Source organism: Janthinobacterium sp. NKUCC06_STL (assembly GCF_019345455.1).
Classification (GTDB): Bacteria; Pseudomonadota; Gammaproteobacteria; order Burkholderiales; family Burkholderiaceae_D; genus Janthinobacterium; species Janthinobacterium rivuli.
Genome location: NZ_JAHKQY010000006.1, coordinates 141,975 through 167,092 on the forward strand (window position 1 = coordinate 141,975; position 25,118 = coordinate 167,092).

23 protein-coding genes and 2 tRNA genes are annotated in these 25,118 nt (G+C 59.6%); 9 read left to right on the forward strand and 16 right to left on the reverse strand.

Going from position 1 to position 25,118, the window contains the following annotated elements; genetic code table 11:
• Nucleotides 1-134: 134 nt before the first annotated feature.
• The 6 genes from KO539_RS19480 to acs all read right to left on the reverse strand — a co-directional run bounded on the left by KO539_RS19480 (nt 135) and on the right by acs (nt 6,848).
• The gene (locus KO539_RS19480) at nt 135-335 is read right to left on the reverse strand and encodes an AlpA family transcriptional regulator (RefSeq protein WP_219311010.1); all 201 of its coding nucleotides are present in this window, start codon (nt 333-335) and stop codon (nt 135-137) included.
• 134 nt (nt 336-469) lie between these two features.
• Nucleotides 470-1,336, reverse strand: coding sequence for a phage integrase N-terminal domain-containing protein (locus KO539_RS19485; RefSeq protein WP_219311012.1), 867 nt, complete (start codon nt 1,334-1,336; stop codon nt 470-472).
• A 998-nt stretch (nt 1,337-2,334) separates the two neighbouring features.
• The gene (locus tag KO539_RS19490) at nt 2,335-2,973 is read right to left on the reverse strand and encodes a DUF4102 domain-containing protein (protein ID WP_175445081.1); all 639 of its coding nucleotides are present in this window, start codon (nt 2,971-2,973) and stop codon (nt 2,335-2,337) included.
• Nucleotides 2,966-4,276: an integrase arm-type DNA-binding domain-containing protein gene (locus tag KO539_RS19495; protein ID WP_219311014.1), complete on the reverse strand. Its 1,311-nt coding sequence runs from the start codon at nt 4,274-4,276 to the stop codon at nt 2,966-2,968. Before KO539_RS19495 ends, KO539_RS19490 begins: the two co-directional genes overlap by 8 nt.
• A gap of 231 nt (nt 4,277-4,507) precedes the next feature.
• Nucleotides 4,508-4,598 (reverse strand) — tRNA-Ser (locus KO539_RS19500).
• Between the two features lie 243 nt (nt 4,599-4,841).
• Nucleotides 4,842-6,848 carry an acetate--CoA ligase gene (gene acs, locus KO539_RS19505; RefSeq protein ID WP_219311016.1) on the reverse strand — a complete coding sequence of 669 codons (2,007 nt, stop codon included), beginning with the start codon at nt 6,846-6,848 and terminating at the stop codon, nt 4,842-4,844.
• 308 nt (nt 6,849-7,156) lie between these two features.
• Here acs and KO539_RS19510 point away from each other — a divergent pair, with 308 nt between their 5' ends.
• From KO539_RS19510 to KO539_RS19535, 6 genes are all read left to right on the forward strand, one after another.
• Complete coding sequence (locus tag KO539_RS19510; protein WP_035825234.1) at nt 7,157-7,774, forward strand: YqhA family protein; 618 nt, start codon at nt 7,157-7,159, stop codon at nt 7,772-7,774.
• A 71-nt stretch (nt 7,775-7,845) separates the two neighbouring features.
• On the forward strand, nt 7,846-9,387 hold the full coding sequence (locus tag KO539_RS19515; protein ID WP_219311018.1) for a fumarate hydratase: 1,542 nt from the start codon (nt 7,846-7,848) through the stop codon (nt 9,385-9,387).
• A gap of 66 nt (nt 9,388-9,453) precedes the next feature.
• Nucleotides 9,454-10,299, forward strand: a complete 846-nt coding sequence (gene murI / locus KO539_RS19520; protein WP_219311020.1) for a glutamate racemase — start codon at nt 9,454-9,456, stop codon at nt 10,297-10,299.
• Between the two features lie 144 nt (nt 10,300-10,443).
• Nucleotides 10,444-10,519 (forward strand) — tRNA-His (locus KO539_RS19525).
• A gap of 204 nt (nt 10,520-10,723) precedes the next feature.
• Nucleotides 10,724-11,023: a type II toxin-antitoxin system RelE/ParE family toxin gene (locus KO539_RS19530; RefSeq protein WP_035828697.1), complete on the forward strand. Its 300-nt coding sequence runs from the start codon at nt 10,724-10,726 to the stop codon at nt 11,021-11,023.
• Nucleotides 11,023-11,319 (forward strand): addiction module antidote protein, encoded by a 297-nt coding sequence (locus tag KO539_RS19535; protein WP_035825229.1) that lies wholly within the window; start codon nt 11,023-11,025, stop codon nt 11,317-11,319. The genes KO539_RS19530 and KO539_RS19535 overlap by 1 nt, the downstream gene beginning before the upstream one ends.
• Nucleotides 11,320-11,347: 28 nt before the next feature.
• On the opposite strand, the gene KO539_RS19540 is transcribed toward KO539_RS19535, so the two are convergent.
• Nucleotides 11,348-11,794, reverse strand: a complete 447-nt coding sequence (locus tag KO539_RS19540; RefSeq protein ID WP_219311022.1) for a response regulator — start codon at nt 11,792-11,794, stop codon at nt 11,348-11,350.
• Nucleotides 11,795-12,082: 288 nt separating this feature from the next.
• On the opposite strand from KO539_RS19540, the gene KO539_RS19545 reads away from it, so the two are divergent.
• The 3 genes from KO539_RS19545 to KO539_RS19555 all read left to right on the forward strand — a co-directional run bounded on the left by KO539_RS19545 (nt 12,083) and on the right by KO539_RS19555 (nt 15,866).
• Nucleotides 12,083-14,194, forward strand: coding sequence for a TonB-dependent siderophore receptor (locus KO539_RS19545; protein WP_219311024.1), 2,112 nt, complete (start codon nt 12,083-12,085; stop codon nt 14,192-14,194).
• Nucleotides 14,195-14,496: 302 nt separating this feature from the next.
• Nucleotides 14,497-15,156: an FxDxF family PEP-CTERM protein gene (locus tag KO539_RS19550; protein WP_219311026.1), complete on the forward strand. Its 660-nt coding sequence runs from the start codon at nt 14,497-14,499 to the stop codon at nt 15,154-15,156.
• A gap of 260 nt (nt 15,157-15,416) precedes the next feature.
• Nucleotides 15,417-15,866 carry a hypothetical protein gene (locus KO539_RS19555; RefSeq protein ID WP_035825219.1) on the forward strand — a complete coding sequence of 150 codons (450 nt, stop codon included), beginning with the start codon at nt 15,417-15,419 and terminating at the stop codon, nt 15,864-15,866.
• Nucleotides 15,867-16,183: 317 nt separating this feature from the next.
• On the opposite strand, the gene KO539_RS19560 is transcribed toward KO539_RS19555, so the two are convergent.
• The 9 genes from KO539_RS19560 to rbfA form a co-directional block, all read right to left on the reverse strand.
• The gene (locus tag KO539_RS19560; RefSeq protein WP_219311028.1) at nt 16,184-16,564 is read right to left on the reverse strand and encodes a hypothetical protein; all 381 of its coding nucleotides are present in this window, start codon (nt 16,562-16,564) and stop codon (nt 16,184-16,186) included.
• A 149-nt stretch (nt 16,565-16,713) separates the two neighbouring features.
• Nucleotides 16,714-17,286 carry a hypothetical protein gene (locus tag KO539_RS19565; protein WP_219311030.1) on the reverse strand — a complete coding sequence of 191 codons (573 nt, stop codon included), beginning with the start codon at nt 17,284-17,286 and terminating at the stop codon, nt 16,714-16,716.
• Between the two features lie 167 nt (nt 17,287-17,453).
• On the reverse strand, nt 17,454-17,801 hold the full coding sequence (locus KO539_RS19570; RefSeq protein ID WP_034760455.1) for an energy transducer TonB: 348 nt from the start codon (nt 17,799-17,801) through the stop codon (nt 17,454-17,456).
• A 60-nt stretch (nt 17,802-17,861) separates the two neighbouring features.
• Entirely contained in the window at nt 17,862-19,601 is a 1,740-nt protein-coding gene (locus KO539_RS19575; RefSeq protein ID WP_219311215.1) for a methyl-accepting chemotaxis protein, read from the reverse strand.
• Nucleotides 19,602-20,134: 533 nt separating this feature from the next.
• Nucleotides 20,135-20,599 carry a hypothetical protein gene (locus KO539_RS19580; protein ID WP_219311032.1) on the reverse strand — a complete coding sequence of 155 codons (465 nt, stop codon included), beginning with the start codon at nt 20,597-20,599 and terminating at the stop codon, nt 20,135-20,137.
• Nucleotides 20,599-21,594, reverse strand: coding sequence for a tRNA dihydrouridine(20/20a) synthase DusA (gene dusA / locus KO539_RS19585; RefSeq protein WP_219311034.1), 996 nt, complete (start codon nt 21,592-21,594; stop codon nt 20,599-20,601). The genes KO539_RS19580 and dusA overlap by 1 nt, the downstream gene beginning before the upstream one ends.
• 119 nt (nt 21,595-21,713) lie before the next feature.
• Entirely contained in the window at nt 21,714-23,546 is a 1,833-nt protein-coding gene (typA, locus tag KO539_RS19590; protein WP_035825203.1) for a translational GTPase TypA, read from the reverse strand.
• Nucleotides 23,547-23,753: 207 nt separating this feature from the next.
• Nucleotides 23,754-24,689, reverse strand: coding sequence for a tRNA pseudouridine(55) synthase TruB (gene truB / locus KO539_RS19595; protein WP_219311036.1), 936 nt, complete (start codon nt 24,687-24,689; stop codon nt 23,754-23,756).
• Nucleotides 24,690-24,691: 2 nt separating this feature from the next.
• Nucleotides 24,692-25,108, reverse strand: coding sequence for a 30S ribosome-binding factor RbfA (gene rbfA, locus KO539_RS19600; RefSeq protein ID WP_035825200.1), 417 nt, complete (start codon nt 25,106-25,108; stop codon nt 24,692-24,694).
• Between the last annotated feature and the right edge of the window lie 10 nt (nt 25,109-25,118).

Genomic DNA, 25,118 nt, shown 5'->3' on the forward strand with positions numbered 1-25,118 from the left:
CGTAGTAGCAACACTCTCATTAAATTGCCTGGCTATCTCTTCGTCCGCCTCGGTCGCTAATGTCCTAAACCCCACGCGTTCCAGACGGTGTTATTGTTGCGGTGCTGTTGATCCATAAGGTATCAACCTCTCCCTCAAGCGACTCCTCGTCTAGCGTCTATACAGCGCTGCTGCCATTCTGCGATTTCGGCCGCGTCCCAGGCGACGGACTTGGGGCCGATGGGAATCGGCGCAGGCAACACGCCTGCCTTCACCTTGCGCCAGATTGTGGCGCGGGACCAGCCGGTGGCCTCGATTACCGCAGGCAAGCGGAGGAATTTTTTAGTCGTGGTCATAAGATTCTCCTTCGATTGATGAACAGCAAACAATGGAGAGTCATGTAGCCTCTCCGCGATAGTTCCGGCAGCGCCATGGCTGCCCCTGGCATATCTTCTGCTCCATAAACTGCGGACCTGCTACAGGCAGGCCGTCATCTCCCAAGATAGATGGAAGTTACCTGCTCACGCCCATGCCCCATCTCCGTCGAAATCTTCATCCGCGCAGCGTTATCCACCAATTTTTGCGACGCATCCAGCTGCTTCGAAGTCAGACCGCCACTGGCTGGACAAGGTCGGCCAGTCAACTCGGCATAGCGCCGCTGCGCGTACTCATGGCGCAGCCCATGCACGCCATGGATGCCAGCCTTGTCGCACTGCGCACGAAAACGGTTCAACTGGTCCCGATACCGCAACTGCGCCGGAATCAAGCTGCCTTTGCCCGCCAGCGCCTTGGCCGCTTCCAGTACGGCGCGCTGCTGCATGGTGGCAATCGGCAGCTCCCGGTATTTGCCACCCTTGGTCCAGCTATCTTTCAGCCGTAAGACGCTCCCACCATCGGCCCATCCTGGCTTGATCTTGATGCTTTCCTCGCGCCGCAAACCAAACGCCGCCTGCAGCTGCAAAGACATGCGCGTATACGGATCATTCACGCGGGCCATTGTGTCGGCGTCGAGCACCTTCGCCTTCGAGACATTGGTGACAAACACCCGCTCCGCGATGCCGTATTCGCCGTTGGTGCGCGCGATGATGTTTTCCTTGCCGATCTTCTCGGCCCACCAGCGCAGGGCGCTCATGCGATTCTTGATCGTTCCGGTACTGACGCCATCCTGCTTCCACTTGTCGAGCAGCGCCGCCACATGCTTCGGCTTCAGGCTGTCCACGCTCATATGCTGGAAGCCCCGTTCCGCCAGGTCGTTGGCGCACAGGTTTAATAAGCGCTCGCGGTCGGCCTGCGTCGCAAAGCTGCCATCCCGGTTGCGGTGACACAGTTGCTTGAGCTGGTAGTTCAGGTCGCGCATGGCAAAGTCATCCCTTCGATCTTGGGTTTCCACATCGATGTTGCGTGGTGTAATCCTGTCTGGTAAGTGTTTCTGGCCACCCTCACTGCCTCAGCAGAAAAGGTTGAATCAAGGGCCTCGGGACACCACTCCCGTGTATGCGGTTGCTGTTACTGCTTGCCCGCGCCGCATGCGCGTGTGGCACCGCTGCGCGCTCCCGGAGGAAGCTGCCGCAGCGGGGACCAATCACCCAGGGTCCATGGAGTGCACATCGTGCACGGATCAACTTCTACTAATCAGCCCGTAGCGGGCAAAGGACATCGCAGGAATTGCCTGCGATGCGGGGCGCCTGGCCCCGTCACTGAACACCATCACGCGGTGGCATTCCGCTTGCCGCCTGGGCCTATGCCGTCGGCGGCGCGTCGTCACTGGCAGCACGCCGCCAGTAACGACGCGCGCACGTAGCCATGGCATGCGACGGCATACAAGCCAGCATCGCACTCGCGGTGACGATACTGGCGACTCTCAAGCACATGCGCTGGCGGCAGCCGCGATGGCATCGCATCGCTGGCATTTCTGCTGACGCTGCGGCTTGCGGCAAAGCCATGCTGTGCTTCATACGGTGCGCTACCTCGCGGGGCATGCGAACCAATCGGGGCAGGAGTCTTGCTCCTGTTTGAAGAAGCGCCCACCGGGCGCAATCATCCAGGCAATCCGTCTTGCGGACTGTGGGATATGTAGGCGCTGAAGGCAGCGCTTTATCTTGCCGAGATGTGCATGCTTCTGCATGGCCCGGCGATATATCTAGCAGAAACTGCTATGTATCATGGTGGCGGGTAACGACCGCAACGCCTATGCCGCTAAGCATAGGGACATGCTCGAAGCATGCCCTCGTGGGAGCGATTCCCACATAAGAGAGCTTCATTCTATGCCTGATATCGACGTTTGCAAGTGGTTCGTTTCGTCAAGTGCGCTTTTCGTAGTACGCAGAATTGGGACCCGGTCAAAGACTCCGATAGCTACTGCATGTTGTCGCCCTGGCGACGTACCCGCCTCCTTGACTCCTTCATCGCACTAACCAATTGGTCCATGCTCATACCGTTACGTAAATAACTGGCAGCGAGCGCCGTCGCGACACCCTCCAGCTGACGGGAGACGACCTGCAAACCAGCCTGTTCAATTTGCCGAATGGCTGCTTGCTGGATACTGTGCTGTGCTTCACTGATGGAAATGCGCTGCAATGCCGGAAATAAGGCGGTTTCGAGGTGACGGATAGCGAGCAGGGTCGCCCGCCGAATACTGGTCTGCACATGGCCCCACTCCGGCTCATCGAATATTTCGTCGATTGGAATAGGCTTTGGCAGTGGATGCAATTTTTCTCGATTGAATTCTGTGCGCGGGTCCTGCTGCAGCTCCAGCAGCTGATGCGCTGCAAGCCTGTGTTCGCGGGCTTTGACGATAGAGACTTCGGGATACCTGCCAAAAGTCAGAACGCTTTCGCCACCGCTTTGCTGGCGATACTTCATGCGCCAGACCTTGCTGCCGCTGGGCTGCACTGCGATGTACAGACCAGCCCCATCGGATAGTTTGTATATTTTGTCCTTCGGAGCAGCTTGATTGATAAGCTCATCCGTGAGGCGCAATACATACTTAGACATGGTGCCCTCCTGTTCCGCCATCCCGGCTGAATTCGCCACTGACCAGCGTTAATCTTGGCGTCTGCGGCGGCGCTCCCTTGCCGCTGACGGCATCGATATAGTCGGCCCAATCCTGCATCATCCGGCGCCGCTCCGCCAGGAACTGGGCGCGGTCATAGGCGCTGGCCACCTTATCCTTCGGTGCATGTGCCAGCTGCCGGTCCACGACTTCATGCCGGTAGCCCAGGCGCTCCTTGATGGTGCTCATGGCCAGCGCCCGGAAGCCATGGCCGGTCATCTTGCCCTTGTATCCCATGCGTCCAAGCGCCACCAGTATCGTGTTATTGCTGATCGGCTTTTCGTGGTCGCGCTGATTCGGGAACAGGTACTTGCTGCGGCCCGTGATCGCGTGCAGTTCGCGCAGCAGCTCCAGCGCCTGGCGCGACAGGCAGACGTGATGGTTGGTCATATCCGGATTGACGGTCAGCTTGCCGCGCTTCATGCGCTGCCATGGAATGACCCACTCGCCGCGCTCCAGGTCAATTTCACTCCAGGGCGTCTCGATCAACTCGCTGGTACGCACAAAGCACAGCAGCATCAGCCGCAGCGCAATGCGCGTCGGCGCGAACATGCGTGCTTCGTTGCGGTCCAGAATGGCCAGAAACTGCGGTAGTTCGTCGGCGTTGATGGCGGCGAAGTGTCCGGCGCGGACGGTCTTCAACACATCCTTCATATCGGTGACCAGATTGCGCTCTGTGAATCCGCATTGAATCGCGTAGCTGAAAATTGACGCACATAGCGCTCTCAGGCGATGGGCGACTTCACTTGCGCCACGCTCCTCGATCTTGCGCAGTGCGGCGATCAGATCGCGGTGCTTTATCTCATCGATCGGCATGCGGCCGATGGCTGGGAAGATGTCCGCTTCCAGGCGCTGGATGGTGTTCTTGGCGGTGCGTTCGCTCCACGTCGGCACTTTGTTGCCGTGCCACTCGCGCGCGATTTTTTCGAAGGTGTTGGACGCCTTATCCTTTGCCAAGCGTTTGGCGTCGTCGCGATGCTTGGCGGGGTCGATTCCTTGCAGCATCAAGCGCCGCGCAGCCAAGCGCTTTTCACGCGCATCCTGCAACGTAATTTCCGGATAAGGACCAAACGTCAGCGCGTTCTCCTTGCCGTTGGCCTGGCGAAACTTCCAGCGCCAGATGCGAGACCCGCTCGGCATGACTTCTACGAACAGGCCGCCGCCGTCGGATAGCTTGTATGGTTTATCCTTTGGTTTGGCGTTTTTGACCTGAAGTTCGGACAGCGGTACGATGAGCTTTGCCATGGTAGCCTCCTTCGCAAATGCGTCTGAAACCACTATAGGACAGTTATGCGGGAATGGTAGTCAAGGATGGGGGAATGCGGCCCGACGCCTTCCCTCAAAAAAGTTAGACGTACTGAAACGTCTTGGCACATTTCGAGACGCCGAAAAACGAAAAAACCGCTTAGAATCAAGGCTCTAAGCGGTTTTTGAGGGACTTCCTGAGACGTCCTGATCTTACTTAATTACTATCCGTGGCGGAGAGAGGGGGATTCGAACCCCCGATAGAGTATTACCCTATACACGCTTTCCAGGCGTGCGCCTTCAGCCGCTCAGCCATCTCTCCTGAAGGCAATGCGCGCGTCTTGCTTGCTCACATTGTGTACTGCATATCGCTTGTCGCGAAGCCGCAGATTATAGCAAAGATTCTACGGACTGCCAAAGTTATTTACCTTGGGGTAAAACCATTGGCTGGCCAGAATTGGTTTCGGATGTTCTCATGCTTCCATCCCAGTAAAAGCTGGGGTCAGACCCGGCGGGGGCCTGTGCCCCAGTGGGGCGCAGGCCGATCCCGAAGGGACTGACCTTATTACGACGCTTCCTTCAACTGATCCAGAATCGCCGGATTCTCCAGGGTCGACACATCCTGCGTGATCGTCTCGCCCTTGGCCAGCACGCGCAGCAGGCGGCGCATGATTTTGCCGGAGCGGGTTTTTGGCAGGTTGTCGCCGAAACGGATTTCCTTCGGTTTCGCGATCGGGCCGATTTCCTTGCCGACCCAGTTGCGCAGCTCCAGGGCCAGCTTCTTGGCCTCCTCGCCAGTCGGACGCGCTTGCTTCAGCACCACAAAGGCGCAGATCGACTCGCCGGTCGTGTCGTCCGGACGGCCCACCACAGCCGCCTCGGCCACCAGCGGGTTGGCCACCAGGGCCGATTCGATTTCCATCGTGCCCATACGGTGGCCCGATACGTTCAGCACGTCATCGATGCGGCCCGTGATCGTGAAATAGCCCGTGTCCTTGTTGCGGATGGCGCCGTCGCCTGCCAGGTACATCTTGCCGCCCAGTTCTTCCGGGAAATAGCTGGACTTGAAACGCTCGGGGTTGTTCCAGATCGTGCGGATCATCGATGGCCATGGACGCTTCACCACAAGGATGCCGCCCTGGCCGTTCGGCACGTCCTGGCCCGCTTCGTCAACGATGGCGGCCATGATGCCTGGCAATGGCAGGGTGCAGGAACCTGGCACCATCGGCGTGGCGCCCGGCAACGGGGTGATCATGTGGCCACCCGTTTCCGTTTGCCAGAAAGTGTCGACGATCGGGCATTTCTCGCCGCCGATGTTTTTGTAGTACCACATCCACGCTTCTGGATTGATCGGCTCGCCGACCGTGCCCAGCAGGCGCAAGCTGGTCAGGTCGTAGTTGCTTGGATGGACTTTCGGGTCCACGTCGGCCGCCTTGATCAGCGAACGGATGGCCGTTGGCGCCGTGTAGAAAATGCTGACGTTGTGCTTCTTGATGGTTTCCCAGAAACGGCCCGCGTTCGGGTACGTCGGGATGCCTTCGAACACCACTTGCGTGGCGCCCACGGCCATCGGACCATACGCGATGTAGCTGTGACCCGTCACCCAGCCGATGTCGGCCGTGCACCAGAACACGTCGTCGGGCTTGATGTCGAAACTCCACTTCATCGTCAGCGCGGCCCACAGCAGGTAGCCGCCACTCGAATGCTGCACGCCCTTCGGCGTGCCCGTCGAGCCGGAGGTGTACAAGATAAACAATGGATGCTCGGCATCGACCCATTCCGGTTCGCATTGCGCCTGCTGGCCTTCGACCAGGTCGTGCAGCCATGTGTCGCGGCCGGCCACCATCGGCAAGTCGCTGCCCGTGCGTTTGTAGACGATGACGTTTTTCACGCACTCGCAGCCGCCCAGCGCCAGCGCTTCGTCTACGATGGATTTCAATGGCAGCTTTTTGCCGCCGCGCAATTGCTCATCGCCCGTGATGACGGCCACGGCACCCGCGTCGATGATGCGCTCCTGCAGGGATTTTGCCGAGAAGCCGCCAAAGACCACAGAGTGGGTGGCGCCGATGCGCGCGCAGGCTTGCATGGCGGCCACGCCTTCAACGGACATCGACATATAGATGATCACGCGGTCGCCCTTGGCAATGCCCTTGGCTTTCAGGCCATTGGCGAACTTGCAGACTTTTTCGTGCAGTTCTTTATATGTTGCCTTGGTAACGGTGCCGTCGTCCGCTTCGAAGATGATGGCCGTCTTGTCGCCCAGGCCATTTTCGATATTGCGGTCCAGGCAGTTGTAGGACACGTTCAGCTGGCCGTCTTCGAACCATTTGTAGAATGGCGCGTTGTCTTCGTTCAGGGTGCGGGTGAACGGCTTTTTCCAGCTCAGGTTTTCGCGCGCCAGCTTGGCCCAGAAGCCTTCGTAGTCGCGTTCGGCGTCGGCCACCATGGCGCGGTAGGCGTCCATGCCGGAAATCGTTGCCTGTGCGGCAAACGCTGCCGATGGGTCAAATACGCGCGACTCTCCTGGTCCCTGCTGTTCCGTGCCCTGCCCTTGGTTTTCTGTAGCGCTCATGCTTGTCTCCAGTGTAGTAATTGTTTGCTAACACGATAGGCCCCATGTCTTACGGACGCCTTACATGTCGCGTTTATGCAGCGATTTAGCCCTATCAAGGCTAACCATAAGCGCCTTCGGCAACAGGAGTCAAGGGGACGCCATACAGTATTTTCACTGGGAAAATGCACGCTGCGCCGAAGGTTCAATACCACTTCGTGTTTCATCAAACCTGATAATCAGATGCAAGGCCATGCGCAGTAATCAGCAGCAAGTGTAAAATGTCGGGCATACCAAAAATTGGTATTTACTCCCCCAGGAAACCCCACATGATCGACCACCTACCACCGTCATCCAAACATACCAAGCTGCACCCACTGTCCTCCTTCATCTTCATGTCGCGCTGGCTGCAGTTGCCGCTGTACCTGGGCCTGATCCTCGCACAATGCGTGTATGTCTTCCATTTCTGGGTGGAATTATCCGACCTGATCGGCGCCGTGTTCGGCAATGATGCAGCCCTGCAGCACGTGCTGACGGCCGTTGCCGTGCCGGGCAGCGCCCTGCCGACCAAGCTGAACGAAGCGACCATCATGCTGGTGGTATTAGGCCTGATCGACGTGGTGATGATTTCGAACCTGCTGATCATGGTCATTATTGGCGGCTACGAAACCTTCGTTTCGCGCATGCACCTCGATGACCACCCAGACCAGCCGGAATGGTTGTCGCACGTCAATGCATCCGTGCTGAAGACGAAACTGGCGATGGCCATCATCGGCATCTCGTCCATCCACCTGTTGAAGACATTTATCAATGCCAATTCCTACAAGATGGAAGTGATCATTGCGCAAACGGTAATCCACATGGTCTTCATCATTTCGGCCATGGCCATTGCGTACACCGACCGCATCATGACGGTGACGCAGAATCAAGCCAGGGCGCCCCACTAAGTTCCGGCGCTCCTATATTGATTAGCAAACAGCATCAAAGTCCTACCCTTCTTATCCACCGCGAGAACACCATGACTGTCATAAAGCAAGAAGACCTGATCGAATCCGTCGCCGCAGCGTTGCAGTACATTAGCTACTACCACCCTGCTGATTACATCGAGCACCTGGCGCGCGCCTACGCGGCCGAGCAAAGCCCGGCGGCAAAAGATGCGATCGCGCAAATCCTGACCAACTCGCGCATGTGCGCGGAAGGCAAGCGCCCTATCTGCCAGGACACGGGTATCGTCAACGTCTTCCTGAAAATCGGCATGGGCGTGCGCTTCGAAGGCTTCTCCGGCACCGTCACCGACGCCGTCAACGAAGGCGTGCGCCGTGCGTACAACTTCGACGACAACAAGCTGCGCGCTTCCATCGTGGCCGACCCGCATTTCGACCGCAAGAACACCAAGGACAACACGCCAGCCGTCGTGCACATGGAATTGGTCGAAGGCAATACCGTCGACGTGAAAGTCGCTGCCAAGGGCGGCGGTTCGGAAAACAAATCCAAGATGATCATGATGAATCCGTCCGACTCGCTGGTCGACTGGGTCATGAAAACCGTGCCGACGATGGGCGCCGGCTGGTGCCCGCCTGGCATGCTGGGCATCGGCATCGGCGGCACGGCCGAAAAAGCCATGCTGATGGCAAAAGAAGTGTTGATGGAAGACATCGACATGTTTGAGCTGAAACAACGCGGCCCGCAAAACAAGCTGGAAGAACTGCGTATCGAGCTGTGCGACAAGATCAACTCGCTGGGCATCGGCGCGCAGGGCCTGGGCGGCCTGACGACCGTGCTCGACGTGAAAATCATGATGCACCCGACGCACGCCGCATCGAAGCCGGTCGCCATGATCCCGAACTGCGCCGCCACGCGCCACGGCCACTTCGTGCTGGACGGCTCGGGCCCTGCCTACATGGAACCGCCATCGCTGTCGTCGTGGCCGGAAGTGCACTGGACGCCGGACACGGAAAAATCCAAGCGCGTCGACCTCAACACCCTGACGAAAGAAGAAGTCGCTTCGTGGACGCCGGGCCAGACCTTGCTGTTGAACGGCAAGATGCTGACGGGCCGCGACGCCGCGCACAAGCGCATCCAGGACATGCTGGCCAAGGGCGAAGAATTGCCGGTCAACTTCAAGAACCGCGTAATCTACTACGTCGGCCCGGTCGACCCGGTGCGCGACGAAGCCGTCGGCCCGGCCGGTCCGACGACCGCCACCCGCATGGACAAATTCACCGACATGATGCTGGAAAAAACCGGCCTGATCGCCATGATCGGCAAGGCCGAACGGGGCCCGGTCGCCATCGAATCGATCCAGAAGCACCAGTCGGCTTATTTGATGGCCGTGGGCGGCGCCGCCTACCTGGTGTCGAAAGCCATCAAGCACGCCAAGGTGCTGGGCTTTGCCGACATGGGTATGGAAGCGATCTACGAATTCGACGTGGTCGACATGCCGGTGACGGTGGCCGTGGATGCGAAAGGCACCTCGGTGCACAACACGGGCCCGAAAGAGTGGCAGGCGAAGATCGAGCAACTCAATAGCGTCAGCAAGATTCCCGTGACGGTTGCTTAAACAAGCTCTACCATTAACGCCGCGCGGCAATCCAGCGCGGCGTTTTTTTATCTACTCCGGTTCCCCATGACTTCTATTGCAAGCAATGTCCACCCTGACGCGCCCATCGGCATTTTTGACTCCGGCGTGGGCGGCCTGTCGGTGCTGCGCCATATCCGCGCGCAGCTGCCGCAGGAAGACCTGATTTACTTTGCCGATTCCGGCCATGCACCGTATGGCGACAAGACGGAACAGCAGGTGATCGACCGTTCACTGACAGTGGCCGGCTACCTGCTGCAGCAAGGCGCGAAAGCACTGGTCGTCGCCTGCAACACGGCCACCATCGCCGCCATCAAGGCGCTGCGCGCGCGCTATCCGGACCTGCCCATCGTCGGCGTCGAACCGGGCCTGAAACCGGCTGCCGCCATCAGCCGCAACGGCAAGATCGGCGTGCTGGCCACCGAGCGCACCTTGCGCGGCGACAAACTGCTGGCCTTGCGCGAACAAGTCAGCAGCGCGACCGGCGCCACGTTCATCTTGCAGCCCTGCGTCGGTCTGGTCGAACGCATCGAACAGTCCGCGATGGGCAGCGACCCGCTCGATGCCACCAGCGCCATGCTCGACCGCTATATCGCGCCCCTGCTGGCGCAAGGCGTCGATACCCTCGTGCTCGGCTGCACCCACTACCCCTTCGTGCAAGACGCCATCGAACGCACGGTACGCGCGCATACGCCGGAACCCGTCACCTTGATCGACACCGGCGACGCCGTGGCGCGCCAGCTGGCCCGCTTGCTCGACGCGGCCAGCCTGCGCCGCACCAGCAACGACGCGCCACGCCTGCTGGGCTACACGACGGCCAAGGTCGAAGCCCTGGCGCAAGCCTTCGCCGGTTTGCTGGACTTGCAGCCGCCCGTCGAACACCTGTCCGTGTGAGCGGTGTGAGAGCAAAAGCGACCGTTTTCATGCAATCTTTCGATTCTTTAAAAAAGACTGCATTTAGATTTGCCACTTTGCCGAGTTCTTTGTATAATTCGGCACCTGTTCAGCAAAACAGCTAAACAGGTAAGTAAGACAGTGGTGGCTGTAGCTCAGTTGGTAGAGTCCAGGATTGTGATTCCTGTTGTCGTGGGTTCGAGCCCCATCAGCCACCCCACAGAATGAGTAGGAAAATCAAAGGGTTACACGCTTCGGCTTGTAACCCTTTTTTTCATTTCCGCGCACATGCATAAGGCAACATCAGCCGCCCTTCCACAACATGTCAGGCGAGCGCATCAGCGAACGAAGCTGGTCGGCGCACAACAATCAAACTTGATGCATACGCTTGATTTATCGTATCCCAAAGAATACACTTGTATGCGTGAAAAGCATCCATACCACCGCCACGTTCGATGACTGGTTCAGCCAGTTGAAGGATCGGAAAGCTTTTTTCCGCATCCAGGCCCGTATTGACCGTGCCGAAGACGGCAACTTTGGCGATTGCAAACCTGTCGGTGGCGGCGTTTCGGAAATGCGAATTGATTGTGGTCCCGGTTACCGCGTTTATTTCACCCAGCGCGGCATGGAAATAATCATCCTGCTCGCTGGCGGCGACAAATCAACGCAAGCAAAAGATATCAAAACGGCGCAGCGGCTCGCGCAAATACTCCAGGAGGTCTGATGATACAAAAACTCAACAAGTGGGATAGCGCGCAGCACCTCAAAACCGAAGAGGATATCGTCGCCTACTTTGAAGCTTGCCTGGAAGAAGCGGGCGACGACGCATCCTTCATCGCCAAAGCGCTCGGCAACATTGCCAAGGCGCGCGGCATGACGCAACTTGCCAAGGATACCGGATTGGGACGGGAAAGTTTGTACAAGGCCTTGTCCGGCGAAGGCAATCCAAGCTTCGACACCATTTTGAAGGTGACGCATGCACTCGGCTTGCAATTTCGCGCCGCAGCGCTGAACACCTGACCACCGATCAGGCGTGGCAGCGAAAAGACTACCCCGCCAGCACCGACTGCACCGTCGTTGCCAAATCCTCCAGGCGCACGGGCTTGACGAGGAAGTGACGGAAGCCCACGGCCAGCGCGTCGTCCATGTACATGGGCAGGCTGTGGCCGGTGACGGCGATCAGCACTGCGTTGGCCGTCTCGGGATTGTTATGCAGGCGGCGGCCGATTTCGATGCCGCTGATGCCGGGCATTTCGATGTCGAGGTAGACGGCGTCGGGCACGCACAGCTTGACTTGCTCGACGGCCATCTGCCAGTTGCGCACCACCACGGCGTGGTGGCCCAGCGCTTCGAGCAGCATGGCCAGCGATTCGCCCACTTCCTGGTTGTCGTCGACCACCAGGAGATTTAATTTGCGCGCAGCACTTGCCGGCTGGTCACCCTGACGGCGTTCCACGGAGGAATTGCCTGGTGTCGTTTCAGTTGTCTGGCTCATTGTACGTTCACGTCTGACGGCTGCAAAAACGCGAGTATACAAGAAGCGCGCACAATGCCGCCGCACCCGAGCAATGGTGCCAAGCGGCAATCGAAGCCACCCGCTGTACCGCACCAGCAACACTTTCCCACCTCGCAAGCGGCCATACCTCCCCTACGCAATACTCGCAATTGACGGATAAAATGAGAATCATTATCATTATCATCCCCTTGCGCCGGATGTCCACGCCACGATGTTGTCGCGCCGCCCGATTGCCCGCGCAAACATTGTCATTACGGAGATCCATGCATGGCTGCCACACCTTTCACACTGCCCTTTTCGCTGCGCCCGTGCGCGCTGGCCATCGCCCTCGCATGCCTGAACGCGCCCATCGCCGCGCAGGCACAGCAAGCCAATACCGCCGATAACGCCGGCCCCATCCTGGAATCGATTCAGGTCAGCAGCAACCTGCTGGGCACCAGCATGGCCGCCAGCACGAAAAATTTCGCCGGCGCGCGCACCGTGGTGCAAAAAGACGATATCGAGAACTCGGGCGCAACCAGCCTCAGCGACGTGATGCGCCGCATTCCCGGCGTGCAGATCAGCGACAACTCGGGCAGCGCCGGCAGCGCCATCTCCCTCAATATCGGCGTGCGCGGCCTGGCCGGGCGCTATTCGCCGCGCAGCACGGTCTTGCTGGACGGCATCCCGATGTCGGTGGCGCCGTATGGCCAGCCGCAACTGTCGTTCGCGCCCGTCAGCCTGGCCAATGTCGAAACGGTCGACGTGGTGCGCGGCGGCGGCGCCGTGCGCTTCGGTCCGCAAAACGTGGGCGGCATCATCAACTTCAAGACGCGCCGCGTGCCCACCACGCCAGGCATCACGGGTGACGCCACCGTGCGCTACAACTCGTACAGCGAAGTGGGCCACAACACGCAAGCCAGCGTCTTTGCCGGCACCCAGCTCGACAGCGGCCTGGGCCTGGCGGTGCTGTACTCGGGCATTCGCGGCAGCGACTGGCGCGTGGGCAGCGATGAAAAGGTCAACGACTTCGCCCTCAAATTCCGCTACGACCTGAGCCCGACGGCCGAGGTGTACGGCAAGCTGTCCTACTACGACGTGACGTCGCGCACGCCGGGCGGCCTGACCGCCGCGCAATACAAGGCCGACCCGTTCCAGAACACGCGCCCGACAGACTTCTGGAGCGGCGAGCGCAAAGCCTTCGACATCGGCTACCTGAACGCCCTGTCCAGCACGCAGGAATTCGAGGTGCGCGCCTACTACAACAAGAGCTCGCGCGAAAGCACGCTGATCAACGCCGGCCGCACGGGCCTGGGCCGCCAGCCGCGCAACTATGAAACGACGGCCATCGAACCGCGCTACACGCAGCGCTTCACGACCGGCAAGGTATCGCAGGACGTCACCGTCGGCTACCGCTACCTGGCCGAGCGGGCCGATGAGACCATCTACAACGTCGTCATCGCCACCGGCGTGCAACAAAAGCCGACGCGCTTCGCCGACAATTCGACCGATGCGCAAGCCGTGTATATCGACGACAAGATCGCCATCGACGCGTGGCGCATCACGCCCGGCGTGCGCTACGAGCACATCAAGACGGAACGCTTCAACCACTTGCCGACCGACCAGAAGATCGATCTGCTCAACAACAAGGCCCTGCCCTCGCTGAACGTGGCCTACTTGCTCAATAACAACGTCACCCTGTTCGGCAATTACAACAGCTCGTTTGGCGCCGTGCAAAATACGCAGCTCAATGCGCAATCGGGCAAGAACCCGCTGCAGCCGGAACTGGCGAAAACAGCCGAGCTGGGCGCGCGCTGGAAAAGCGGCCAGCTGTCGGCCGAAGCGACCTTGTTCAACATCAAGTTCGACAACCAGATCCAGTCCGTCGGCAGCGGCGAAAACGTCGTCTTCTACAACGTGGGCGCCACGCACCACCGGGGCCTGGAATCGGCCATCGACTACCACTTCGACCAGTCCGGCCCGCTGGCCGGCTTGAATGCCTACGCCACCTACACTTACACCAAGGCCACCTTGCAGGATGGCGTGAACGCAGGCAACGACGTGCCCTTCTATTCGCGCACCACGGACACCATCGGCGCCCACTACCAGCTGGGCGCCTGGGGTTTTGATTTGTCGAGCAGCCACCAGAGCCGCCAGTTCGCCGACGAAGCCAACACCGTGGCGGAAAATCCGACTGGCAGCCTGGGCGTGATTCCCGGCTTCCGTACCTGGAACACGCAAGTGAAATGGAAAGTGCCGGGCCAGAACGGCCTGGAACTGGTCGCCGGCGTCAACAACCTCGCCGACAAGCGCTATTTCACGCGCACCTCGGATGGCAACTTGGGCAAGCTGGTGGGCGCGCCGCGCATGGTCTACCTGCAAGGCCGCCTCGCGTTCTAACAGCCGGCAGCACGCGTGGCACGCGCACTGGGCCAAAAACCTGCATCGTTGTATTTTCGATGCAGGTTTTTTTACGTCCGTCATGTCACAAAGATGCTGCGGTGCAAGCTAAGACAGGGCCGCGTCCCCCTGGAAGTCAGTACAACTAATTCACCGTGGAAATTATTTTCATTTTAAACACAAATGATTTCACAATTACAAAATTTTTCCTGAAAAACTTCTATTTTTTGTGAGTTTTAGTGATACTCTTCAATATCATTTAGGAAATTGAATTAATTATTAAACAAGACAACGGACAATACATGAACCTGCCAGCCACCCTTATCAAGATCGCCGCACTCACCACCCTGATCACTGCCGGCGCAGCCAATGCCGCGACCGAACTGGTCATCAACGGTAGCTTCGAAAGCAATGCCATCAGCACGCCGTTCGCGCAATTGAGCGCCGTGACGGGCTGGACCTCGTCCGTCAGCGGCAACACGGCCTTTGAAATCCAGAAGGGCGCCACGCAAGGCGGCCAGAGCGGCTTCAACCCCGTCGCCGCTGCCGGCACGCAATACCTGGAACTCAATGCCGAGCGCCTGACTTCCGTCTCGCAATCGATCGCCACCACGGCCGGCGGAACGTATGCGCTGTCGTTCGCCTACTCGGGCCGCCCGAATACGCCAGGCGGCGCGAGCAGCCTGATGAACGTCTACTGGGGTTCGACCCTGCTGACGCCAACGGCACTGGTCGGCACCACCACCGGCGTGTGGCAAACCTACAGCCAGAACGTGACGGCGCTCGGCTCGTCGAGCCTGCTGCGCTTCGAATCGATCGGCCCCGTCTCGGCGCCGACCTATGGTTCCTATCTGGATAATGTCTCGGTGATGGCTGCCGTGCCGGAACCGGAAACCTACGCCATGATGCTGCTGGGCCTGGGTTTGCTGGGTTTTGTGGTGCGCCGCAAGAACGGCGCCTGAGCCTGATCTAGCATCGCGCATCAGCCGCCCCGCCGCCATGGCCGGGCGGCTTTTTTCATGGAAAGACGGGAGCATAATTTTCAGGAAATGTTGCCAAGAAGAATTAAATTGACGCTACAATAGCGGGGTATCAAGCAATGCCAGGCATCGCTCCGCCAGGGCCCCTACCCCGCCCTGATCATCAGCACGCATTTTTTGAACAGGAAGGCTGGCACCACCGGGCCCGATAGCGCTCCCGGCACGGCCACCGCACACGCACCATGTCCGCAGAAAAAACCATTACCGAAACGAGTTCCTACGGCAAGGAAACGCCCGTGGGACGTCCCGACATCGACGGCCGCGCCGGCATTTTCGTGCCCACGGCGGAATTTGACATCGACAACACCACCACCATCCGCAAGGGCGCAGGCATTGTCGGCTTCGGCAACCTCGATGGCACCCTGACCGTGTACTTCGAAGCGAACCGCTTCGACGAAAGCAATCTGCACAAGTGGGAACACAAGGCGCGCAAGGCGTACGACCGCATGGTGATGGGCGCGCCCACGGTGTCGAAAGCGAAAATCGATGCGCGCATGCTGGAACAGGTCGGCATCATCGATGGTATGGGCATCAATCTCAAACACCCGGAACGCCTGACGCACTGGCTGGCGATCTCGAACGTGCCGGACACGGCGCCGGAAGAGCCTGTCGTGCGCTGGAAAAACCGCTAGGCGGTCGGAGAGCGAGGCGGGGCGCCAGGTACGAGGTGTTGTCCTACACGGTAGCGGACATTCATCCGATGCCCAAAGGCATCAACTCATCCTATGATGAAAGCCTGACCACATTTCACACCACTCAGGAGTACGACATGTCCCGCCTCATCCCGATCAGCTTTGGCGCCTTGCAAATAGGTCTGGCAGCGGCGGCGATGTACATCCTGTGCTCGGCGGACGTATTGCACCAGGGTTCGGTGTATTTCCACTAGTAAAATGACAAAGCCGGGCAAGCACTGCTTGTCCGGCTTTGTCCTGCATGCAAACACGCTACATTAGCGGCGGCCGTGATAGCGGCCATGCCCGCCCCAGCCGCCGCGGTGTCCACCGTAGCGCCCAAAGCCAAACATGAAGTCCAGCCCGATCGATACGGGCGGATTGTAGTAATACGGTTGCGGCGCGTACACAGGCGCCGGCACATACACGGGCTGCTGCACGTACACCGGCTGCTGCACATAAACGGGCTCATTCGTATATTCCACACGCGGCGCGCTCATCACGCGGCCCGACTGCACCGGCTCGGACGAGACCGTATGCCAGTCGTAAGGATTGTAGGCTGCCTGCGGCGCGCGCGAACCGTAATACGCAGGACCGGGGGGCGCCACGACGCAGCCACCCAGGGCGGCCAGCGAGATTACTGCCAACAGGGTTTTCATCGCAATTCTCCTAATGTGTACTACTTAATTAAGTACTATAAGAAATTACGCCGCGCTTTGCTGTGCTTTTACCGATTGTTACACGCCGACGCACGCCGCAACATGAAATGTAGCAATCGCGCCACAAGCGGCCCATGCCGCATGTTTCCTCAAATAAACGGAATCGCGCAGGTATCGATGGCCTTGCCGGCCGCATCGTAGCGCTGCACGCACACCTGGTAGCGCACGCCGTAATCGAGCTCGACCTGCTCGACCTTTCCATACTTCAATTTCCAGCTGGGTTGCACTTGTTGCCGGCCAGCCAGCGCGGCCACATCCTGCGGAATCGCCATCGCCGTTTGCGTTTCACCCTGGCGCGCATCCTGGCGCCGCGCCACGTCGATGGCCACGCTCACGGCCAGGTCGACACCGCCGTCCGCATAGCTCAGCGTGGGCGCGCCGCGCTGCGCCCGCATCACGCCCCAGGCGCAAGGCTTGCCGCCGGCCTCACACTGCTTCAGCTGCGCCAGCGGAAAATATTCAGGGGCAATCTTTCCATCCTTGATGGGCCAGCTGGTGCGCACGCCATCGCGCTTGCCCGTCAGGGGATTGTCCCAGCTCAGGCTATTGACGACGGCGACGGTCTGCCCCGCCTGCAAGCCCACGGGCGTGCTCAGCGATGCACAGGCGGAAAGCAGCAAGCCGCTGGCGGCCAGGGAGGAAAGTGTCAGGATGCGCTGCATGGTAGGCCTCTTGTAATGGGAGATCCCGAAGGTATGTTTCGAGGGTAACAGAATCGGCGGCGACAGTGCCGTTGGCTGGCGCACATAACAGTACGGGCGGCACCCTTGCAGGCGCCGCCCGTAGCGGAGTCGGCCATGCCGGGAGCGCCGCTCCCGGCAAATGTGGATCAGTCCAGCTTCCAGGCGTAGTCGACCTTGGTCCAGGTTTGCGCCGCGGCGCCATCCTTGGTGCCCGGCTTGAACTTGCATGCGGACAGGGCCTTGATGGCGGCCTTGTCCAGGTTCTTGAAGCCGCTGCTCTTCTCGACTTTCGAATCGGCAACGCTACCATCGGCGTTGACCAGGAAGGACATCGACACGGTGCCCTGCTCTTCGTTCATCAGCGAGGCTTTCGGATAGTCGGCCTTGCAGTTCTTGGCATCGAACGACGCCGGCACCTCGGCCGCGAAGGCGGCGGAAGAAACGGACACCAGCAAGGCTGCTGCAACACTCATCAAACGCTTATTCTCAAACATGTGCTTCCCCATGATTATCAGATACGGTAATTACAACTTCCGGTGCGCTGTTGGCCGCGCTTAAAACTCTTCCCACTCGTCATTGCTGCCGGCGCCTGCCGCCTTGCGTGGCGCTGCAGCCGCCACGGGAGCGGCCGCTTCGGTCTTGCGGGTCAGCGACTTGACCGGACGCAATGCCGGCGCCGGCTTGCGTACGGCCACTGGCGCGGCAGCCGCGGGGGCCGGCACATACGCCGCCGGCTTCTCTTCGCCGTCGACCAGTTTGAAGATGCTGACCACGTGGGCCAGTTCGGCCGCCTGGTCCTGCAAGCTTTGCGCCGCGGCGGCTGCCTGTTCCACCAGGGCCGCATTTTGCTGCGTCATGCCATCCATCTCGATGATCGACAGGTTGACCTGTTCGATGCCGGCACTTTGTTCCTGGCTGGCACTGGCGATCTCGCTCATGATGTCGGTCACGCGGCGCACGCTGTCGACCACTTCGCCCATCGTCACACCAGCCTGGCCGACCAGGCGCGTACCGCGTTCCGTCTTCTCGGCCGAATCGTCGATGAGGATCTTGATTTCTTTCGCCGCGCCAGCGGAGCGCTGGGCCAGGTTGCGCACTTCCGACGCCACCACGGCAAAGCCGCGGCCTTGTTCGCCGGCACGTGCCGCTTCCACGGCCGCGTTCAGCGCCAGGATGTTGGTCTGGAAGGCGATGCCATCGATTACGCCGATGATGTCGACAATCTTCTTCGCCGATTCATTGATCGAACTCATGGTGTCAACCACTTGCGACACCACGGAGCCGCCCTTCAGGGCTACGTCCGAAGCGGTGGCGGCCAGCTTGTTGGCTTCCCGCGCATTGTCCGCATTCTGTTTCACGGTCGAGGTCAGCTCTTCCATGGCCGATGCCGTCTTTTCCAGCGCGCTGGCCTGCATTTCCGTGCGCGACGACAGGTCGATATTGCCGTCGGCAATTTCGCGTGACGCCGTGCCGATGGTTTCCGTACCGACGCGCACCTGGCCGACGATGCCCACCAGGCTGTTGCGCATTTCCTTCATTTCCGCCAGCAGGCTGGACGTATCGGAAGGCTGCGTGTGGATGCCGATCGACAGGTCGCCATTGGCAATGCTGCCGGCGATCGACGCCGTGTAGTCAGGCTCGCCGCCCAGCTGTTTCAGCAAGCCGCGGGTAATCACCAGTGCCGCCGCCACGCCCATCGCCACGGCCAGTACGCCGAGGATGATCATGAACAGGCGCGCGCTGTCGAAGGCCTTGCGGGCGTCCGATTGCATCTGCTCGTTAAGCTTGTCTTCCAGCACGGCCAGTTGCTCCAGCGCTTCCATCCATTTTTTCTGTACCGGGCGGATTTCCTTGATCATCACGCGCGTGGCGCCTTCCGCATCGTTGGCCATCCACAGTGCCGACGCCTTGGCGATGGCCGGCATGGCGGCAGCTTCATATTCCTTGATCGAGGTCAGCAGGGCTTTTTCTTCCGGAGTCGACTCGACGGCGAATTTCTCTTCGAGCTTCTTCTGCGTTTCCTGATAGGTGCTCGTCTGCGTCTTGATACGCGCCATTTCAGGTTCCATATCGCCCGCGTCCGTCATCAGGGTCAGGATGCGCAGCGAAGTGATGCGGTCGCTGACGTTGCCACGCATGTCGATCACCAGGCGGGTGACGACGTTGTTGACATTGATCACGTGATCGAGACGTTCCTGGATTTGCGCCATGCGCGCGATGCCGAGGACGGTCACGGCCACCAGCAGAACCAGTACCAGGGCGAAACCCAGGCCCAGGCGGGTACCAACCTTCATTTTTGCTAAATTCATTTCGGCTCTTCGTAAATGAAACTATTGATAAGGATTTTTGCCCGGCACGACAAGACGAAGGCTGCGCAACACCGGTGTCCGCCCTTACCCATTGGTATGCTGGCGGTCTCCGGCCGCACGCAGCCTGGGGTACTTCCTGATCTACAACAGCCCTGAAAACGCCAGTGACTGCGAATGCAAATTTGTTCTACACACTGAATTTTTGACACAGATGATGCGAGATCAACATCAAACATTCATATGAGAAATATTTGTCTATAATCAATTATAGGTGTAAATTTTGCCTCAAAGCAAGCAATAAGTACCCGAATAAATGGCTGATTAACTTTCTTCGGGGAAATGGCAACAACGCCGTTTCTTGCCCCATAGAAATGCCCCACGACAGTGCGGGCGTGCGCCGAAACAGCGCATTTACAACACATGGCATAGCCAGTGACATCGTTTGGGGAGAGGGACTCAGAGGAGGGGGAAGTGCGGACAATACCAATGCGCAAGGGCACCGGTATAGACAAGTTGGATTAGCGGTCCCAGCTGCAACGCATCACATAGGCGTGGCCGTCTGTGCCGAAGACAAAGATGCTCCAGATGGCACCCAATCGACCAGCCAGGCTGCCCTGGCCCGATGATACCAGTTGATACCAGTGCGGCTCGCTACCGAACAGTTCGGCCAGTTCGGCCTCGAAACCATCATATAAACGGGCGTCGAGCGGCTCGCGGTCCGCCTCGCTCATCGGCAGCAAACGCTCGAGCAACCACTGGCGCGGCGTGCACAAGGCGCCGCTGCAGTCCATGCTCTCGATCGGCTGCAGGCGCATGCCGTCCGGCTGCAGCTTCAGCGTGCGGCACAGCGCGTCGAGCGATGCCTGCGGCGCGACGGGCCCCAGATACTCGCACAGAAACAGGCTGCCATCATCCTTCAATGCTGTGACGGCCTGCAGGTAGCCATGCAACTGCTGTGCATGGACATGGACGTCGCCGCGCATCAGGCAGGCAAGGACAAGCGCGCCGCCGCTTCCAGCAGCAAGCGCGGATCGCCCGAGGCCAGCTTCTTGGAATCGGACAAGGTCTGGCGGAAGCCGCGCGCACCGGGCAGGTTTTGCATAAGGCCCAGCATGTGGCGCGTGACGCTGTTCAGTTTTAATCGTCCCGCTTCTTTTTCCAGCTGCGCGCTGATGTACGGAATCATCGCTTCGAGCACCTGCTCGCGCGTTTTGACGGGCGTGTCGTCGCCGTAATAGCGCTGGTCGAACTGCGCCATCACGTAGGGGTTGTGATAGGCCTCGCGGCCCAGCATGACGCCGTCCAGGTGCTGCAGGTGCAGGTCGATCTCGTCGAGCGTCTTGATGCCGCCATTGATGATGAACTCGAACTGGGGAAAATCGCGCTTCAGGCGGTAGGCATAGTCATACTTGAGGGGTGGCACTTCGCGGTTTTCCTTCGGGCTCAGGCCTTTCAGGATGGCATTGCGCGCATGCACGATAAACGTCTTGCAGCCGGCGTCGGCCACGGTGCCGACGAAATCGCGCACGAAGTCATACGACTCGCTGTCATCGATGCCGATGCGGTGTTTCACCGTGACGTCGATATCGACCACGTCGCGCATGGCTTTCACGCAGTCGGCCACCAGCTGCGGCTCGGCCATCAGGCAGGCGCCAAACGCGCCCTTTTGCACGCGCTCGGACGGGCAACCGCAATTGAGGTTGACCTCGTCGTAGCCCCACTGCTGGCCCAGCCTGGCGCAGGTAGCCAGGTCCTTCGGATCGCTGCCGCCCAGCTGCAGCGCCACCGGATGCTCTTCCTCGTTGAAGCGCAAATGGCGCTCCACATCGCCGTACACCAGCGCGCCCGTCGTCACCATCTCGGTGTAGAGCCAGGTGTGGCGCGTGATTTCGCGGTGGAACTTGCGGCAATGGCGGTCGGTCCAGTCCATCATCGGGGCGACGGACAGGCGGCGGGAAGGCAAAGAAGAGGAAGTCATGGTGTCTACAAAAAACAGGAGCTGCAAATGACAAACCCGCTGCGCGCCTCACCGGTGAAGGAAAGGCGGAGCAACGGGCTTGAGCGTGGCATGGCCCGCAGGCCATGCGCTACAACAGATTACGCATCACGCGACGCTTTTTTACGCTCGTGCTCTTTCAGGAAGCGCTTGCGCAGACGGATCGATTTAGGCGTGATTTCCACCAGTTCGTCGTCCTCGATGAATTCGACTGCGTATTCCAGCGACATCTGAATTGGTGGTACCAGGCGCACCGCTTCGTCGGTACCCGACGAACGCACGTTGGTCAGCTGCTTGCCCTTGATCGGGTTGACGACCAGGTCGTTGTCGCGCGAGTGGATACCGATGACCATGCCTTCGTAGACTGGGTCATTGTGCGACACGAACATGCGGCCGCGGTCTTGCAGTTTCCAGATGGCGTAAGCAACAGCGGCGCCGTCATCTTGCGAGATCAGCACGCCGTTACGACGGCCAGCCATTTCGCCACGGGTGTTGTCGACTGGCGCGTATTCATGGAATACGTGGCTCATCAGGCCGGTGCCGCGGGTCAGGGTCATGAATTCGCCCTGGAAGCCGATCAGGCCACGCGCCGGGATCAGGTACTCGAGACGCACGCGGCCCTTGCCATCCGATTCCATGTTTTGCAGGTCGCCACGACGACGGCCCAGTTCTTCCATGACGCCGCCCTGGTTGACTTCTTCAACGTCAACGGACAGGTTTTCAAACGGCTCGTGGCGCACGCCATCAACCATTTTGAAGACCACGCGTGGACGCGATACGGCCAGCTCGAAGCCTTCGCGACGCATGTTTTCGATCAGAATCGTCAGGTGCAGCTCGCCGCGGCCCGATACTTCGAAGATCGTGTCGTCGTCGGTTGGCGAAACGCGCAGAGCAACGTTGGCTTTCAGTTCGCGGTCCAGACGGTCACGCAGTTGGCGCGAGGTAACGAACTTGCCTTCGCGGCCAGCCAGTGGCGAATTGTTGACCATGAAGTTCATGGTCAGGGTCGGCTCGTCGACGGTCAGCATCGGCAGCGGATCCGGGGTATCGACTGCGCACAGGGTCGAACCGATGCCGATTTCGTCGATACCGTTGATCAGGCAGATGTCGCCGGCGACGGCTTCGTCAACCAGCACGCGCTCCAGGCCCTTGAAGTTCAGCACCTGGTTGATGCGGCCTTTGATAGGCGTGGCGCCTGGGCCATTGATGACCAGCACGTCCTGACCAACTTTAACGGTACCGCGGTTGACGCGGCCAATGCCGATCTTGCCGACGTACGACGAGTAATCCAGCGAGGTGATCTGCATTTGCAGCGGGCCTTCAGGATTGTCGTCACGTACTGGAACGTGTTCCAGGATGGCGTCGAACATCGGCTTCATGTCGCCGCTGCGCACGTCTTCGGTCAGGCCGGCATAGCCGTTCAGGCCCGAAGCGTAAATGATAGGGAAATCCAGTTGTTCGTCGGTCGCGCCCAGCTTGTCGAACAGTTCGAACGTCTGGTTGATGGCCCAGTCCGGGCGCGCGCCTGGACGGTCGACCTTGTTGACGATAACGATAGGCTTCAGACCCAGTGCCAGCGCTTTGCGCGTGACGAAACGGGTTTGCGGCATCGGGCCTTCCTGTGCATCGACCAGCAACAGAACCGAGTCCACCATCGACAGAACACGTTCCACTTCGCCGCCGAAGTCGGCGTGGCCTGGGGTGTCGACGATATTGATGTGGGTGCCTTCGTACTCAACAGCGCAGTTCTTCGACAGAATCGTAATGCCGCGCTCCTTTTCCAGGTCGTTCGAGTCCATGACTCGGGTGTCGACCGCTTGGTTTTCACGGAAGGTGCCGGACTGGCGCAGCAGCTGATCCACCAGCGTGGTTTTGCCGTGGTCAACGTGGGCGATAATGGCGATATTACGAATTGCGCGTTTTGTATTTGACATGGTCGTAGTAGTTACTGAAAAACTGCGGAGTGCGTACAAGGTGTACGAGATACCCGAATGCTAATCTATTTCCGGAACCGCGTAGTATAGCATGTTGCGTTGCAACGCTATCTAAAAATGCTGGCGGCTCCCGCAGTCGGGGACGGTTTGTTTAAAAAAGCGACACTGTTTAACGAGTGTCGCTGGGTAATGTGACGTTGCTGTGACTTATTGATGCGCCGTGGCAATCAAGCGTTCCGGCGCCAGGATGCTGTATTCCTGCAACTGGCCGGTGCCCAGCAGCTTGCTGTCGTGATACACGCGCACCCTGCCCGGCTCGCTTGGCACGGCGACGTCTTCCTTGCCCAGCGCGATGCGCTGGCCATGCAGGAAACGCTTGGCCAATTCTTCCGTCAGCTGGACGGCGGGGAAACTCGACAATAGTGCATCGACGGGCGCCAGCAGACTCAGCGGCGCGGCATGCGCAGTCAACTCATCGAGCGTGACGACGCCGTCCAAGGTCAGGCTGCCCACCTGCGTGCGGCGCAAGGCGTTCAGATGGCCGCCGCAACCGAGGGCATGGCCGATGTCTTCGCCCAGCACGCGGATATACGTGCCCTTGCTGCACATCACGGACAATTTCAGGAACGGGGCGTCATAGCCGAGGAACTCGAGCTTGTGGATGGTCACGGGGCGCGCTTCGCGCTCCAGGGTGATGCCTGCCCTTGCATACTCATACAAGGGCTTGCCATCCCGTTTCAAGGCCGAGTACATCGGCGGCGTCTGCAAAATCGGCCCGCGGAACTGCGCCAGCACGGCTTCGATCTGCTCTTGCGTGACGTTGACGTCGCGCGTTTCCAGCACTTCGCCCTCGGTATCGCCCGTATCCGTCGTCTGCCCCAGGTGCACCAGGGTTTCGTAGGTTTTATCGGCTTCCAGCAAGTCCTGCGAGAACTTGGTCGCCTCGCCAAAGCACAGCGGCAGCAAGCCCGTGGCGAACGGATCCAGGGTGCCCGTATGGCCCGCTTTTTTCGCGTTCAAAACGCGCTTGGCCTTGATCAGGGCGTCATTGCTGGACCAGCCTACAGGCTTATCCAACAGCAAGACGCCGTCGACCAGGTCGCGCACCCGCTTGATGCCGGGCGGTTTCTTCGGACCCGCCACTGTTATTGCTCGTCCGCTTCTGGTTTGACATCCGGCTCGGCGTCAGCCGCGCGCGTGGCGTTGGCCTTGTCGATCAGCAGCGACATTTCCATGCCGCGCGAAGTCGAGCTGTCGTGCACGAAATGCAGCATCGGCAGGGTGTGGATGTGCAGGCGCTTGCCCAGCAAGCCACGGATGAAGCCGGACGCGGCCATCAGGCCTTCGGTGGTGTTCTTGATGGCTTCCTTGCTGTCTTTCAACATCGTGAAAAACACCTTGGCGTGCGCGTAATCGGGCGTGATCTGTACTTCGGTGATGGTGATCATCGTGCCGACGCGTGGATCCTTCAATTCGTAGGCGACGATTTCAGCCAGATCGCGCTGGATCTGGTCAGCCACGCGCAAGCCGCGCGCTGGCATGGTTTTGCTATGTTTAGCCATGATTTTATGC